Annotated in this window: 14 protein-coding genes and 1 pseudogene; 13 read left to right on the forward strand and 2 right to left on the reverse strand. The window is 28.4% G+C overall.

The genetic code is table 11. From position 1 onward, the window contains the following. Positions 1-111: 111 nt before the first annotated feature. The 4 genes from IGK72_RS02665 (at position 112) to IGK72_RS02680 (ending at position 4,071) form a co-directional block, all read left to right on the forward strand. The gene (locus IGK72_RS02665; protein ID WP_070416169.1) at positions 112-1,428 is read left to right on the forward strand and encodes a hypothetical protein; all 1,317 of its coding nucleotides are present in this window, start codon (positions 112-114) and stop codon (positions 1,426-1,428) included. Next, positions 1,394-2,593 (forward strand): SIR2 family NAD-dependent protein deacylase, encoded by a 1,200-nt coding sequence (locus tag IGK72_RS02670; protein WP_070416168.1) that lies wholly within the window; start codon positions 1,394-1,396, stop codon positions 2,591-2,593. The genes IGK72_RS02665 and IGK72_RS02670 overlap by 35 nt, the downstream gene beginning before the upstream one ends. Positions 2,594-2,802: 209 nt before the next feature. Continuing rightward, positions 2,803-3,375 (forward strand): tyrosine-type recombinase/integrase, encoded by a 573-nt coding sequence (locus tag IGK72_RS02675; protein WP_070416167.1) that lies wholly within the window; start codon positions 2,803-2,805, stop codon positions 3,373-3,375. Positions 3,376-3,423: 48 nt separating this feature from the next. Further along, positions 3,424-4,071, forward strand: a complete 648-nt coding sequence (locus IGK72_RS02680) for an EcsC family protein (RefSeq protein ID WP_070416166.1) — start codon at positions 3,424-3,426, stop codon at positions 4,069-4,071. A gap of 14 nt (positions 4,072-4,085) precedes the next feature. Here IGK72_RS02680 and IGK72_RS02685 read toward each other — a convergent pair whose 3' ends face one another. Continuing rightward, a complete protein-coding gene (locus IGK72_RS02685) occupies positions 4,086-5,009 on the reverse strand; it encodes a hypothetical protein (protein ID WP_070416165.1) in 924 nt (307 codons plus the stop codon). Positions 5,010-5,556: 547 nt separating this feature from the next. After that, positions 5,557-6,417, reverse strand: coding sequence for a leucine-rich repeat domain-containing protein (locus IGK72_RS02690; protein ID WP_016615350.1), 861 nt, complete (start codon positions 6,415-6,417; stop codon positions 5,557-5,559). Between the two features lie 347 nt (positions 6,418-6,764). Here IGK72_RS02690 and IGK72_RS02695 point away from each other — a divergent pair, with 347 nt between their 5' ends. The 9 genes and pseudogenes from IGK72_RS02695 to IGK72_RS02735 all read left to right on the forward strand — a co-directional run. Beyond that, a complete protein-coding gene (locus IGK72_RS02695) occupies positions 6,765-7,337 on the forward strand; it encodes a recombinase family protein (protein ID WP_016615349.1) in 573 nt (190 codons plus the stop codon). 199 nt (positions 7,338-7,536) lie between these two features. Beyond that, positions 7,537-7,761 carry a hypothetical protein gene (locus IGK72_RS02700; RefSeq protein ID WP_016615348.1) on the forward strand — a complete coding sequence of 75 codons (225 nt, stop codon included), beginning with the start codon at positions 7,537-7,539 and terminating at the stop codon, positions 7,759-7,761. 17 nt (positions 7,762-7,778) lie between these two features. Next, positions 7,779-9,203 (forward strand): hypothetical protein, encoded by a 1,425-nt coding sequence (locus IGK72_RS02705; protein WP_016615347.1) that lies wholly within the window; start codon positions 7,779-7,781, stop codon positions 9,201-9,203. Beyond that, on the forward strand, positions 9,196-9,414 hold the full coding sequence (locus IGK72_RS02710; RefSeq protein ID WP_430619620.1) for a hypothetical protein: 219 nt from the start codon (positions 9,196-9,198) through the stop codon (positions 9,412-9,414). The genes IGK72_RS02705 and IGK72_RS02710 overlap by 8 nt, the downstream gene beginning before the upstream one ends. Positions 9,415-9,906: 492 nt before the next feature. Beyond that, positions 9,907-10,176: a hypothetical protein gene (locus IGK72_RS02715; RefSeq protein WP_048340625.1), complete on the forward strand. Its 270-nt coding sequence runs from the start codon at positions 9,907-9,909 to the stop codon at positions 10,174-10,176. After that, the gene (locus IGK72_RS02720; protein ID WP_070416163.1) at positions 10,157-12,025 is read left to right on the forward strand and encodes a hypothetical protein; all 1,869 of its coding nucleotides are present in this window, start codon (positions 10,157-10,159) and stop codon (positions 12,023-12,025) included. Before IGK72_RS02715 ends, IGK72_RS02720 begins: the two co-directional genes overlap by 20 nt. A gap of 1,100 nt (positions 12,026-13,125) precedes the next feature. Beyond that, positions 13,126-14,877 carry a DUF262 domain-containing protein gene (locus IGK72_RS02725; RefSeq protein WP_002384918.1) on the forward strand — a complete coding sequence of 584 codons (1,752 nt, stop codon included), beginning with the start codon at positions 13,126-13,128 and terminating at the stop codon, positions 14,875-14,877. Further along, complete coding sequence (locus tag IGK72_RS02730) at positions 14,867-15,928, forward strand: hypothetical protein (RefSeq protein WP_171903217.1); 1,062 nt, start codon at positions 14,867-14,869, stop codon at positions 15,926-15,928. Before IGK72_RS02725 ends, IGK72_RS02730 begins: the two co-directional genes overlap by 11 nt. Before the next feature lie 298 nt (positions 15,929-16,226). Further along, positions 16,227-16,510: pseudogene (locus tag IGK72_RS02735) on the forward strand (restriction endonuclease); the annotation flags it as partial. Positions 16,511-16,568 lie beyond the last annotated feature (58 nt).

Consider the following 16,568-nt stretch of genomic DNA (forward strand, 5'->3'; position numbering starts at 1 on the left):
TATTTAGAATTTTTACTAGTGTGATTTAAATTACATAGTATCAAAGAGTTTTTTAATAGCATGTGATATAATTAAATTAAGAATATCATATATAGTAAGGAGCTAATTAATATGGAGGAAGTTTTTGAAGTGATTAACCAGAGTATTGATTATCGTGCTTCATCTTATAAAAATGTAATTCACGAAGATGAATTAAAACAAGTTTTATTAGAAAATATTGAACAAAACGGAAAAACTATAGATATTAGTTTATTTGATGATTTGAAAACATTACATGATATATTTTTTTACATACTAGAAAATAGATTGTTATCAGTAATAGATTTAAATAGACTTATCTTAGAAAATATAAGATTTAATTGTAGTAATATTTTTTTCGAGAAAGCTTCTGGACATATAACTGATGAAGATATCAAGTCTGGAATTAATAAAATTTCCTCATTTTATAGTTTAAAAAATACTCCTACAAATTACCATGAATATTTTTCGGAATCAGGATACAATCTTATAGATAGAATTACTTCAAAAAATATAAATGAACTGTATTTCCCTGTTATAGAATATGACGAAAATAGTGTTAATATAATGGCAAGTGTAAAATTTTTAGAAAAGGATGGAAATACATCATTAAGAGTCTGTATCATATATTTAGATAGAAAAACAGGGTATACTACTTTTTATGTTAATGGAAAAACTGGAAGTTTTAATATTATAAATGATAATGAGGTCTATATATCTTCAGGTGCTACTTTTTTTAAACACATAAGAAATTTAATAAATTCTTTTTTTTCTTGTAGTTTCATGTCGCATAAGGAAGATTGTTATATAAATAGAGCTAAGATGTTTGATTTTTGTAATAAGATGAATAACTTAATGATAGGAGATTATTCTGAAGATTTAAACGATGCTTTATCTCTTGTTTTAAAAAAACAGATTAGGAAAATATATAATGAAATGAATAAAAAGAATAGCAAAGTAAAGCTAAACAGTGAGAAAACTGAAATGTTAATGAAACGAATTTTTTCTAATTATTTAGGAGAGTATATTACAACAGGGTATAGTGAAAGTGATTTGATTAGAAAAGCGAAAGAAGCGGGTGCTGTGTGTTATCCGACTAAGATTAGTTTCAGAGGACAACAATTAGCTCGAGGGAGAGCAACAACAAGAGGTAGGAAATTCCCTTTAACGTTCGAATCAATTTTTTATAGTTTAAATACTGATATAGAAATTGCGGGAGAACTAGATGAGTTTACGTTAGCTTGGTTTGATGTAGATTTTTTTGATAAACATTCAGAATTGGAGGTTAGTCAAACAACAATTAAAATTACTGAGGAGACTTTTTCTTTAATTTTAAAAAATACGAAAAATAAAAATAGAGGGATGACAGAACATATTGAGAGAGAAATTAGAAAAGCTATGTATGACTAATGGGGAATGGAATAAGTCCTTGAACATGATAGCTTTACATGGAGATAATTATTTTCGAGAAAAACATTATTTGAAATTGTTAAAAAAATATATGAAAGATGAGGATTCGGCAGTATTTTTCAATAAATTATTGGAACAAAAAATGCTTAAAAGAAAAATCTCATATGAATGTGATGATGAAATTTATGATGCTGAATTGTTAGAAAAAAAGTGTGAAATATGTGGAAATAAAGTTCTAGAACACGAATATTTTGAACTATATTCACCAAGCTATTTGAGTGAACTCTCTGCATATAATATTCAATTATTTGAAAAGTATTTTGATTCAGATTCTAAAATTGTGATGGAAGATATACAAAAAAATATTGACAGAGTAATTCCGTTTGTTGGTTCAGGTATAAGTAAAAGTGTCGGGTTACCATTATGGTTAGAGCTTTTTAAAAATGCTAGAGATAAGATATCTGATGATTATAAACCTTACTTTGATTTACAGTATGAATCTAAAAATGTTGATAAGATTATAAATGTGATAAAGGAAGCACATCCTTTAATTTGCAATGATAAAGATTTGAAAAAAGAATTAGTAGTCCCTGCAGTTAATAAACGTATTAAGAATGAAGTTTTATTAAATTCAATAATACCTGATGTATTAAAATTGGATGCAGAATATATAATTACAACTAATTATGATGATTTGTTGGAAAAGACTAGTCAGTTGCTAAGTTTAGGATATGAAGAATCAAGGGATATTTCTTCATTCCAAGGATTTGAATCTTTGGATGAAACACAATATATATTCCATATACATGGTTCTATCAAAAACTATGATTCAATGGTAGTTACTAATGAAGATTATGCTAATTTATATGATTCTGAGGATAAAAAAAGAATACTGTCTGGTCTGATAAACAAGCATTCTATGTTGTTTTTAGGATTTTCTATGAATGACACATACTTTAGTGATGAATTTGGAAAAATTTGTGAGTCTAATAAAGGGTATTGCACAAACTATTATGTAATGATTAATGGAGATAGGGAAGAAAAAGACGAGTTATTAAAGACAACAAATGTAAGATTTATTAATATAAAATCAGCTGATTTTGATATTAAAAACCAATATAAGTTTATGATTGACTATATACTGGGGAATATCTATATAGAGTAGCTCTAATAGCTACTCTTTTTTGTTCTACAAATTTGCAACCTCCTAACAACGATGCTATAACGGTCCTTGTAAGAGGGATACTTTTGTAATTAGTATCCCTTGAAGATGTTGATTTATCAACATCGAAACAGACCACAAAGATGAAAAGGATACTTTAACTATTATTCAATGTAAAAGTATCCCTTTAAAACAGCATAGGAGGAGGTAAAATGACACGAAATATTATTAATGTAAAACCTATAAAAGATAAACAAGTGATGTTAGATTTTTTAACGGAACTGAAAAAAGGAAAACATGGAAAAAGAGACCATCTGATTTTTGTCATTGGTATTTATACAGGTTTACGAATTTCTGATATTTTGAATTTTAAAGTGTCTGATGTTCAAAATAAGACAACTGCAATTATTGTTGAGAAAAAGACAAATAAACAAAGAGAATTAAATCTATCGAATCTAACAAGTTTGATTATTGATTATTTAAATGCTTATCATAATGGGCAATCCGACTGGCTATTTTATAGACCTTCTGACCACTCTAAATCGTTAGGAACCCATCAATACTATAAAGTCCTACAAAAGGTCGCAAATGTTCTTGAATTGGATTATATCGGCACACACACGATGCGGAAAACATTCGGATATAAATACTATCGACAATTCAGGGATATTCCTACGTTGATGAAAATTTTGAATCATTCTAGTCAAGCAGTGACTATCCGTTACATAGGATTAGAAGAGGAAGAAATTCAAGCAAGTTTAGACAAGTTTAATCCGTTAAATTAAAAACATGATATAATTAAGTAAAATTTGTAATTAATTAGGAGTGTTTTTGTGGAAAATCTTGTTGAAGATAATAAAGGACTTCAGTTGTTAGATACTTTATATGAAAAATGTTTGAATGGTATCCCTAGAGTATCTAAACCAGTCTCGGAATTAGCAGATGAGTATATAAAAAAATATGGTCGGACAGATAAAGCTATTGATAAATTAGTGAGAAACCAATTAAGTAAAAATAGTCTGAATGGCTTTGTGACAAGCTTCGGTGGGTTCATAACGATGCCAGTAACTCTCCCAGCTAATATCACTTCTGTTATTTATGTTCAAATGCGGATGATTGCTGCTATTGCGTTAATTAGAGGATACGATTTAAGAGATGATGAAGTTCAAACTTTTGTTTATAGCTGTTTAGTAGGGCATGCTGTGGCAGATACATTTAAAAATGCAGGTGTGCAAGTAGGTAATAAGATTGCTTTAAATGCAGTAAATAAAATTCCGGGTAAGGTTTTAACTAAAATAAATCAAAAAATCGGCTTTAGATTTATAACTAGAGCAGGAACAAAGGGAACAGTTAATTTGACAAGAGCGGTTCCGGTTGTAGGAGCTGGAGTTGGAGCAACTATTGATTTTTCGACAACATGGGTAATTGCTAAAAGAGCAAAAAAAGTTTTTGAAGGTAATGATATAATTAATTTAGGGTAAATAAAAAAGCACGGTCAATTAAGATTGTGCTTTTCGTTTCTCTTTTTTAGCTGAACTGTATTAAACTTTTCTTTATTTTGTTGACTTCTAGTATAGAGCCTATGTGCATAATTGAATTCTTGTTTATTTGAAGTAAAGTATAGTGAAGTCTTTGACTTAGAAAATTTAGCGACATAATAATAGAAATCCATCAAAGAATGAATCACATGAACATCATATTGTCTGTTTTGCTTCATTTCATAGAAAATAAGTTTATCTAGGTTTTCAACGTAAACTAGTATATCGTCACGTATGTACTGACTATTCTTTTCCAAATTTCTATATGAAAAACTATCTAATTTTTGTTCAATTAATGGTAAATATTCAAGGGTAGGAACAACTGAAATATCAATCATATCTAATGATTGTGTGTGATAGTTTATGTCTAATTTGTTACTAAGACATGAAACTCGAATAGGAAATTTAGTTAATACATTTTTGATACATTCGACAAAAAAATTATATTCTTCAGATTGTGGTGGTAATTGATTCACTAATTTATTCGCTTGTAGTTTTAGATGTTCATTAGTTTGAAAAGTATCTCTACCTGAAGAATAACAAGATAAATACAATTCTTTTTGATGGTCACAATTCGTTACAATATGAATATTTTCTGTAAAAATACCATAAGTTACAAGTTTTTGAACAACATTAGTTTGTCTATCTAAAGGTTTCATATTTTTAAAATCAAAAGTATTTGTATAGAAAAAATGTTTTTTTATTTTTTGCTTAGAAATCATTTTATTTTTTTCTAAAGTCTTTAAACGTGCTTCCAAGCTGATTCTGTTACATTGTAGTAATTTAATTAAAGTAGATTCATATATACCTTCTGAGTTATTTATTATCTGAAATAATTCCTCTGTGTCAATTGCTCGTTTGTTTACAAATTGAGTTGTCAAGTTCACTCCCTCCATATATTTTTTTGTTTTATTTTAATTGATTTAGTATTCTAAAAACTATCCCTTAGTGTATCTTATTCTCGTAAGTATCCATTCAACCCATATACTTATTAAGTAGTGTTGTCAAAGTGACGTATTTAAAAAAATTTTCATAGAGCTGCTGTTTAAAAAAATTCACGGAGGTTTCCATTGCATTTTTCAAAAATTCTTTCAAAAATGACCGAGTTTTAAAAAAGTTCTCGCAAAAGTTCTCAAAAAGTTCTTATCTAGGAATTCAAAAAATACCTCCATGTAGGGTTGATGTAGGGTTTGTGAAGGGTAGAAATATTGAAGATGTAGGGTTAACGAAGGGGTTCATTTTTAAATAAAAAAATATTAATTCTTATAAGTATCCATCTCGTAACTATCCTTTTTTACGCTCCCTATAATTCTATTATAGCATCGTTATTTTGGTGATGGAAATTTGAACGTTATGTATAAAATTTGTTGACAAAAAATGTAATTAATAACAAAACTCCTTTGACAAATTATCAAAGGAGTTTTGAAATTAACGTGAAAACCAAGTACCATCCTGCATTTTAATACTATTGTTAGCTATTTTTGTGTTAGGATTTTTTATAGTTACTTTACTAAATTTAGTAATTGGAAAAGCTAAGCTCTCTATACTTTCTACATTTTTAGGGATAATTAATTCCCCTGAATAATTTGAATTTGCAAATGCACCTCTACCAATTGTTTTTAGATTTTCAGGAAGTTTTAATTCTCCACGAAGCATCATAACAGTACTAAACGCATTATTACCAATATGTTCTACAGAATCAGGTAAATTTATTTTAAAAGAGGAGTATGCTTTACTAAAAATACTATCGCCAATAACCTTTAGACCATCATTGAAAACAACTGAGGTTGGTGCAGATTTTTCAAATGAAGAACTCCCTATTTCTGTCAAGAATTTTGGAAATTGTATTTTACCATTTAAATTGGTTGATTGAAAAGCATTATTTTTAATTTTTGTAACTGGGATATCATGAATCTTATCTGGAAATACTAATGTTCCAGTCATTTTAGAATTTCCGTATAGATAATCTCCATTATAATTAGAACTCTTATCTATAGAGAGCGTTCCATCTTCTAGTTGAGAAATTTCAACCCAGATTTCTGTTTCGCCTGCTCCATTATTTTCACTTCTAATTTTAACGTACTTTTGTTCTTCTGTAATTTTTGGATATTGAGGGGAAGAAGTTTTTCTTGTTAGGTTACCTTTTGCTTGCTCTAAACTGTCAGTAAATATTGTCGATAAACTAGGTTTTAAAGTATCTCTAAATAGTAAATAGCTAATAGCTATAAAAATACCAAATATAATTATTGCAACAACTATAAATAGTCCTTGACTTGTTCCATTTGTCATAAAAAATGACCTCCTTTTTGTTATTTTATTGTAGTATAAATTATAGCAAGTACTTATCAGAAATCAATTTTATAGAGTGTTTTTAATTTTGCTTATTCCTTTATTATAAGAGCTTTTGTGGTGTTTTCTGAATAATAATAGAAAAGTAAAGGCACAAGTGATTTACTCGACAACTTCTTATCAGGATGTAATAATATAAGTATCTTGACGATAACCATTTTAAATAACCTCTATATTTAAATGCGTTTCAAATACCGTAGCATTGAAAGAATGTTACGGTATTTTTTATAGGTAAAATAGGTATTTTAAAATAAACTAAAATTTATAAAAGAAGGGAGGAAACTATTATGACAAAAATAATTGGATACATTCGGACTAGTAAGAATAATCAAAACTTAGGAGTAGAGGTTCAAAAAGAAGCTCTTAATCGTTATGCAATTGATTCTTTTTTCGTTGAACAAGTGAGTGGTCGGAAAGAAAATAGAAAAGAGCTAAATAAAGTTCTGAATATTTTAGAAGCAGGGGATACGTTAATTATTTATAAGATAGATAGGTTAGGGCGTTCCACGAAACAACTTGTAAATATCATGAGTGAACTGCAAGAAAAAGGTATCAATTTAATTAGCATTAAAGAAAATATAGATACATCGACACCTATGGGAAAAGTAATATTTACAATACTTTCAGCGATTGCTGAACTTGAAGCAGACTATATATCTGAACGAACCAAAGAAGCATTAGCAATTTTAAAAGAAAATGGGGTACAATTAGGCAATAAAGGTTTAGACCAAAGAACGATTCATAAAATTAAAAAGTTATATGTAGAAACAGATTTAACGCAAAAAGAAATTGCAGAAAAATGTGACGTTTGTGTTAAAACAGTATATAATATAAAAAAACGGTATCAGTTAACCAGATGATGGTTTCATCATTATATAGAATCTGATATAATGATTGCCGGTAATGAACGTTCGTTTGTTACCTATGAAGCACAAAAAAATATAAATACATAGAATGGTTGATAAATCTGAATTTTTGTATTCGGAATTATCAGCTTTTTTTGTTTGTTTTTAACGAACGTTTGATTCACGCAGCAAAAGAAGAGAAAGGATTGAAAAAATGGCATTAAAAGATGGGGTAAAAATAATTATTCAAGATGCAGTAGAAGTTCCCGATAAAGATGAAAGTGGTTGTCTGGTTGGGTGTATTAGCTGGTTAATTGGGTTTGCAATTATTATAGGTATCTTAATTTTAGGATTTAAATTTTTGATGAATCATCCGATTTTCTTGTTTTGTTTTATCGCAGTAGCGTTGTTCATTGGTGTGAAAGTAAATAAAAAATAACAGGAGAGGTGAATAAAATGAAAAAATGGGTAAAAATGGCAAGTCTTGGCTTACTATTATTTAGTGTGTTAGGTGCGTGTGGGAAAGTGCAAGATACTAAAGATAGTAAAGAAGTTCAATCATCCACAGTAGAATCAACAACCCATACTAAAGAAAAAGAATCAATTATTCAATCAAAAACAGCGACAGATTACGATACGATTTATGTTCAAAATGAACTAGTAATCGGTCAAACTGGAGATGACAGTTCGTATAATTGGACAATTTATGATACATCATTAAAGGAAAAAAATTCCATTTTAAATGCTGATAAGAAACGAGATGAACTGGCACATTCCTTGAAAACAGGTTATTCAAAAAAGGTAAATGGAACAGCAGTAATAGAAAATAATGTGAATGAATATGAAATTTATTCTACTTATTTAGATGAAAATGCTGAACTGGCAAAGACTAGTTTAGGAGAACGAACAGTTGATAATGATGTGTCAATAAATACATTAACTTCTGGGAAATATGAAATTATTCCTTATCGTGATTGGTCAGGAGTTACAATTAATTATTTAGCTAACGGATATAGAGAAAAGAGATTTTCAACCGCACATGGTAGTATGTCAGGCGATATAAATAAAAATGGCTATTTCACACTTCTGGACCAAATGAATGATAGCAAGACAGTTAATGATACTTCTGTTCAGATTTATGATGCAAAATTGAAAGACAGTGGTGATAACCGTAGTGGTGAAAAAGATATAGCCACTAAAACAATCAATACAGTCAAATTAGATACAGCAACAAATATAAACGATAAAAACCGCCTATTTATCAGGCAGTATACAACTGGTTTAGTTGATGACCCAGTGATTTGGACGTTTTATGATTTAGATTCTGGTACGATTTACAATTATCCATCAAATATAGAAATTGTTAAATTTGTTGAGTATGGCATTGATAAACCAATTGGTGATGGTGAGTTTTTGGGAGATATTGGTGAAGCAGAAAACTATATTTTTGAAGATTTGAACGAAAAAGTAACACCTGATGGCTCGACACCATCTAGTATTGATTTTACACCAAGAAAAAAAGGGATTATTTCATCTGATGGAACAATTATTAAAGAACCGTTCGCTTTTGAAATTAAGAAACCGAACATCAATGGAATTGCTCCTTATAAACTAGAAAAAGAGGACAAGTATGGACTAATAAACGTAAATACTGGTGAAATTATCAAAGAGCCATTTGCTTATAACATTCAACAATATAACGACAATGGATTATCAGCAATGACAGAATCTGAAGATGGGAAATATAGTATTATTGATGAAAAAGGGAATATATTAGAAGAAACAGAATATATTTATATATCTCCCTTAACAAATGACAATCTAGCCAGTTGTCGAGAAAAGGCAAATGAAAGTTTAGGCGTGTTGAAAGTTAATGGATAAATTAGTTCAGAAAAAATATGTCCTTCATAAAGTGAAAAGGACTTTCTATAAAGCAAATATGACGATTTCACAGATAGTCGTAAACAGTATAGCCAATGAATTATATAAAGAGTTTACCAAGTGTTCAGAAAAAGAGCAGGAAGGTTTATTAGTATCTGATGAACTTGTGAAGTTACTTTGGGATAAACATGTGATAACAAAAGAAAAATAATTATTAAAAGAGATATGATTTTATTCATGTCTCTTTTTTTGTAAAAAATTTATCTTAAAATTTTTGTAAAAAGTCACTTAAAAAATGACCCTCGAAAAAGTCAGTAAAATCAATACTTTTCTACTTGTTGACAAAATTAACAGATTGTTGTTATATCAACGTTTTAAAGTGTTATTTTTCAAAAAACACCTCTCAAACGCCATGAAAAAATTTTTGTGGGTAATTCTACGCTTAAATGAATCTGAGAGGTGTTTTTTAGTATGTAGATAGATTTAAAATTTGAAAAAATACCGATATATCAGCTTTTTTTAAAGATTTTACTGTTTCTAAGAAAGTGCTAGGAAAATAGGAGATAGCAAAATGAAATTTCTGATAAAAATATACTACTTATTTTTTAGTGTCCAATTGTGACAGAATTACTTTACTTCAGATTGAAATGATGATATAGTCCGGCAACAATGATTAATAAAATAATTAATGGAGGATAAATATATGAATGCAAAAAAATTAACAGAAGAGGAATTGATTGAGAAACAAGAAAAGGTAAAAGCTTTGCTACATATCTTAGATAAAATTTACGGAGTTAAAATGACTGTGTTTTCTAAGGCAATCGGTATTCATAACCAAAATTTGCACAATTTCAGGAAAGGAAAACGAGGTCTATCAGAAGAAAAAACAATATTATTGGAAAAAGTAATCGTCTTAAAATACGGCAGATTATTAATGTTGGAGGATAGTGAATATGAAGTGTTATCTAAGTAGTATTAAAAATAGTGAAAAACCTAATTCATCAATGGTTAAAGCAATTTCAACTACAATTTTAAAAGAATTAGTAGATATCTCTTTAGAAGAGCTTGCGATTGAGATTTCTGAAGAAGGAAAAACTGTTGTTTTATCAGAATTATCGGAACAAAAATTATCAAAATATACGCCAATTGTTGGTCAAGAAATTATTATGTTAGATTTTGATAATAAAGACGAAAATAATCAGTATACTATTGCTGACTTAGAACAAGATACATTTATGTTAGAAAATGCTTGTTTTATCTATCGGACTTTTAGTGATGATGATTCTAATGTAGATAAATTTAGAGTTGTCTTTCATTTAGATAAATTAATAACTATGAATTCTGAGATAGAAGATATATATAGAAGATTATTTGAAATGTATCCACAAGCAGACAGGAGTGTTGGACAAACAAGTAGAATGTTTTTTGGAAGTAATAAAGGATACGAAGTGATTGATTGGGATAATAACTTGGATACTTCAAAATTGTTAGAGCCAACAAATACAGATATTTATAAAGGTATAGAAGCTATAAGTGGTGAAATGATTGATAATTCTATACCGAATTATGAATTATTAAAATTAGGTAGACTTGATATTGTGAAAGAAAAGCTAGGAGACAATTATAAACAAGAATTTCCTGACGATTACAATGCAATGAACTACTTTAAATCGTTAGATATGAGAGAGTTTCTTGAATTATCCGATGAGAATCCTTTTTATGATATTTTTCATGAAGAGACAGAACCTAGTGCATCAGTATTTTATGCTGAAAAATATGGGATATTCTTATATAAATGTTTTAGTGAAAGTCATCCTTATTGTGGGAATATTATTTCTTTACTAGAACGATATTTAAAAATATCTTCAATTGAAGTAGTTAATTTACTAGTAGAAATTAGTAGTTCAAAAGTAACAAATACATCGAAATTAGGACAAAGTAAATTTAACGCCCAAAAATTTAAAAAAGAATTACAATCAGGAGAATTAGAAGAAAACTATCCTGAATTATATAAATACTTTAGTAGATACCAAATAGAAATTCCTATTATTTTAGATTTTATGTATGACTATGTATATACTGACGAGAATGGAGAGTTACGGTATTTAAATTATTATAGTATTAACAATTTAGCTAAGCAATTAGCTAGAGCTACCAATAAAAAGAAAATAAGTATTGATAGGACAAGGCAGATTCTTTATCACATGATTGTAACTGAAGTGGTTAAAAAGAAACCAGAATCAGAAATTCCTGAAAACATATTTAATAATTTGATATTGGAACAAAAGAAAGACAGTAATAAATTAAGGACTAGTAATATTTATGAACCAACGAACTTAACTGATGAAAATAAAGGTAATAGCGAAGGAATAGCTAAAATTTTGAGGGAAAATAAAGTAACGGTCGGTAGTCTAAGTTACGAGTTGGTATATAGATTATTTGGGGAGGAAAAAGCGTATCAAGATTTTCCACAATCATATGAACCACTTATTCAACGAAAAATGATTAAAATGAGTAAAACCAATAGTAATATAAGTCAAGCAAGTGAGAAGTTAGAAAAAACAGCTGTTAAAATTATCATGAACGAGATAGAAAAAAAAGGATATGTATACGAAAAAGATGTTATTTCTAAGTTAGCCAAAGCGAGAAGGTTGAAAATAAACGATACTAAGAGAAAATTCCAGAAAATTCGAGTAGATGTATACAATAAATATGATTTAGAAAGAGAGAGATTAACAAAAGAGTTATATCAAAAATTTAACATCGAAGAGAGCTATACATCTAAAGTTGTTATTTATAAAAGAGATATTCTAGGCAGATAGTGAGAGTACTATCTGTCTTTTCTATTAGAAACCATTGATAATAAGGATTATTTCTATGTATTAAGAATATTATCTCTTTTTGTATCCATTCAAAATTGCGTATTGAACCAAGAAAATCCTTATCGTTTACCCCTAGAAATACTGATGAAATTGATAGAAATCATTAGATACCTCTATAAGGGATATTCCCTCTAGAGGTATCTAATGAGGAGGCTTATAAAAGCCAATAAAATCAATAGTAAACTACGTGTTTTTTCTAAGACCAATACGCACTTTTTATATTCCCTCTAGAGGTATCAAACGTTTATGTTTATAAAAGTCAATAAAACTAGGGGAAAACTATTTGTTTTCACATATATAAATACTCAAAAACTTATTTACACTAAAGAATAGTGTGATAAAAATGGCTGTAAAAAATTGATATATCAGTATTTATTTTTTAGTGCCGGCAAGAGATATCTTGCTTACTTAATAGCACTATCTAGGTTCAGTAAAATAGCTAAAATTGACGCTCTAGATATATTTATATAATGAAATAGTGATAATTCATTGTTGCTTTAGTTGAATTATTTGTTTTTTTGAAATCAACTAGAACTATCTTCATATTTAGAATATATAGGTAAAGTTATATTTTTATTTTGTTTAGATATGTAGTGTTAAAATAACGTAGTATGGAATTTAAATAGCCTGTGTTATTGCTTAGGAGTTTTAAAATTTATTCTTGATAAATTATACTTAATATTTTAGAAACGCTTAGAATGTAATTCAGGCAGCATACAATCGATTCTGGAGATTTTGAATATATTTTTAGAAGAGAGGAAGTGTGGTCTGGCTTCTGTGAATATTAATTTAAGTTAATAGTAAGAAAAGTATGGATTATACGAGTTTTTTATATCTATTTTAAGTTGATTTTTCTTATAAGTTTGAGATAATATTGTATGATTGGAAAATTTAGAAGAACGGAATATAAAATAGAGTAATTTTACTTGTTATTTGATTATGGAACCGTATTCTCTAAAATATTGTTCTTTATTATTGTGATAATTCAAAAAATACACTCACAGATTAAAAAATAAGTCAACTATGCAAGGAGATATGATATGGTGGAAAGAGGATTTCAACCGTTAATTACTATCAAAGAAGCTATTGAAAATATAGACAAAAATATTTATCTATTACCTGCTATCCAAAGAAAATTTGTATGGAGCCCAGAGCAGATAGAATCATTGTTTGATAGTATCATGAGAAAGTATCCTATAAATTCGTTAATGTTATGGCAAATTACTTCAGATGAAATAAAAAATAATTATAGATTTTATTCTTTTTTGAGAAAATATAAACAACGTTTTGGAGAAATGAATGAATATTATAATTCTATGGGACGAACAGACAATTTTTTTGCAGTAATTGATGGACAACAGAGGTTGAACAGCTTATATATTGGACTAAAAGGAAGCTATGCAGTTAAATTAAATCACAAACGATGGGTGGACAATGAAGACAATTTTCCTCCAATGAAGTTATACTTAAATATAAAAAATACCTATAAGCAAGAAACAAAAATTGATAAAGAATATGAATTCAAATTTTTACGTAGAGATAAAGTAGAGAAAGAAAATAAATTAGGTGAAAAATATTGGTTTGAAGTAGGAAGTATTTTAGGTTTGTCAGATGAAAAAAATCGATGTTCTTATTTAGAAAAAGTGGGTTTAGAAAATAATGAATACTCCAAAGATATATTAAATCTGTTATATGAGACTATCAATGAAGAAAAAGTTTTAAATTATTACTTGGAAGATGAACAAAATCTTGATAAGGTATTAGATATTTTTATTCGAACTAATGATGGCGGGACGAAACTTACTTTTTCAGATTTGTTGATGTCTTTTTTAACAGTTCATTGGTCTGATGCGAGGGAAAATTTTGAGGAATTAATTAGAGAAGTTAACCAGTTCGGTGATTTTTCTATCACAATAGACTTCATTTTGAAAAATATGTTAGTTTTATATGCAGATGACATAAAGAGTAGAGTGAAAAATTTTAATGAAGATGTAATTAATAAAATTAAAACTAATTGGGAAAGGATTCGTAAATCAATTCTTAATGCTTTTGAGATGTTCTATAGATTGGGTTTTGAAAACAGAACGTTTCCTGCTAAAAATGCTGCTATACCAATTGTTTATTATATCTATGAAAACAAACTTGAGGATGAAGTTATAAAAAATAGATTCTTAGATTCCAACACGCAAAACGCCAATTCTCAACTCATGAAAAAATGGTTATTATTAGTGTTTTTGAAACGTATTTTTGGTGGGCAATCAGATAGTATCCTTCGAGAAATTCGTAAAATAATTGATGACTCTTCCTCTGGTGTCTTTCCTTTAAAAGAAATAATCAATAGTGCTAAAAGCAATCCTACAAAAAATTATTCTTTTGATGATGCAATAATTGAAGGCTTATTTGAAGTACAATGTGGTTCTGATGACGCATTTTTTGTATTGTCTTTATTCTATCCAGATTTAGATTATTTCAATCAAAATTTCGATATTGACCATATTCACCCAAAATCAAAATTTCAAAATAAAACATTTATGGAAAACCATTTTAGTAAAGAAGAAATTGAGAGGATTGGTAATAATTGGAATAAAATTGGAAATTTACAATTATTAAATAAGGAAAAAAATATTTTGAAGAAAGATAAGAGTTTGTCAGAATGGATGGAAATCAATCACTTGAATAACTCATTTTTATTTATTGATGAAGATATCAAATTAGATATAGAAAATTTTGAATTGTTTTATGAAAATAGAGTTGCCAAGATGAAACAAGATTTAAAGGAGCTTGTTAAATAATACCTTAGTGGCTTGTAATTCAACTTATTATCAGGTAGGTGTTATTATGAAAGATTTCGAAATTGATTTACCTAAAGACGCATCGTTATTGGTAAATGTTACCGATAAAAATTTATACAATTATGATTTTACATCTTATTCATTATTGCCATTGCAAAGAATAGCTTCAAAATCGATAGCGGTAAAAATTAAAAACAGTTTATTTTCAAATATTTCAGAAATGAGTTTGATTGAAAATTTGTCTAATCAGAAAGAAACAGAATACGTAGCTAGGATACCTGATTTTGCAAAGGAAAAGATAGATTCTGGAGAATGGTCATTTGGCGTAAGAAAAAAAACAGGTGAAACATATGCTGTCATTAAGGATAATTTAAGTGGGGAAAATAAAAGTTTTGTTACTCTTGATAAGAAAATTGTAAAAGAGTTAGGTGTTCTACCAGAGTTATCAGCAATCCAAGGTCAGTTAGCATCAATTTCAGAGCAAATTGAGGGATTAAATCAAATTATACAAAGGGTAGAGAAAGGTCAGTATAATGATAGATATGCGGGATTTTTTTCATCTAGACAATTAGTTGTTGAAGGATTAGCTTCAGAGAATGAATCGAACAAAAGAGAGCTATTGATTAGTTCTATCAAAATTGCTAATGAAACAATTAGCAAGCTAATGCTTTCTATTCACGAAGATGCAGCTCTTTTAATTGATTCAAAAACAAAATCAAAAGATGCACGTAGAATTGATAATTTATTGCAAACATCTTTAGGATATTTAAATTCTGCAGTCCAACTAAACCTAATAGCGTATACAGCTTTGGGAGAAAAACAATCTTTATTTGCAACACTGACAAACTATCACTCGTTTGTTAAACAAGTGTTAATGAAAGAAAACGAAAGCGGAAGAACTATTGCGTGGTTATTAGATAATGCTCACGTGGGTGATGATGGAAGAATTCAGGAATTAACTAATGATTTGTCTACAAAAATTGAAGTGCTCATAGCAACTTATAATAATGAAAGGACAGACGTGACTGAAAATGAAAGAATCGAAAATTAAGACTTGTAAGTATCCAAATTGCAACAAAGAAGTTCCATCAGATAAATCTTTATTTTGTATGGAACATAGTCGTAGCTTAAAGGAAAAAAGAAATTTAGTTGGAACTGCTTTAGGTAGCGTAGCTATTCTAGGAGTGACTACTTTGGCAAACAGTATTATCAAGAAAAAGATATAGTTGGAATGTTTAATCATGTTATAGTCAATAAAGCTAGTCTACTTAGACCGGCTTTTTTTACTGTCCAATATTTGCGATAAAACTGTTATAATTAGATATAATACTTGTTGAAGGAGAAAAACAATGACATTTGATGAACTTATTCAAAGAGACAAGGGAACTCTCTTTGACAAAATTGCTCAAATTTATTTCAAAAATGAACCAACATACAAAACTTATTTTCAGATGTTTGGTTATTAAATGAAGTTCCAGAGGAATATGTAATCCCCAAAAAAGATACAGGGGTTGATTTAGTAGCAAGAAATGAAGCAACAGGGGAATTGACTGCTATTCAAGCTAAATTTTATGATAATAAAATATACAAAAGACATATTGATTCATTTTTAGCTGAACTTGGAAAATCCTATGGAGATAATTGGCTAATGTTTAAATGGTTACAATAAAAGCCTAAGAAAGGCTTTTTAT

The sequence above is a fragment of the Enterococcus sp. DIV0183 genome (assembly GCF_050541505.1).
GTDB classification, from domain to species: domain Bacteria; phylum Bacillota; class Bacilli; order Lactobacillales; family Enterococcaceae; genus Enterococcus; species Enterococcus faecalis.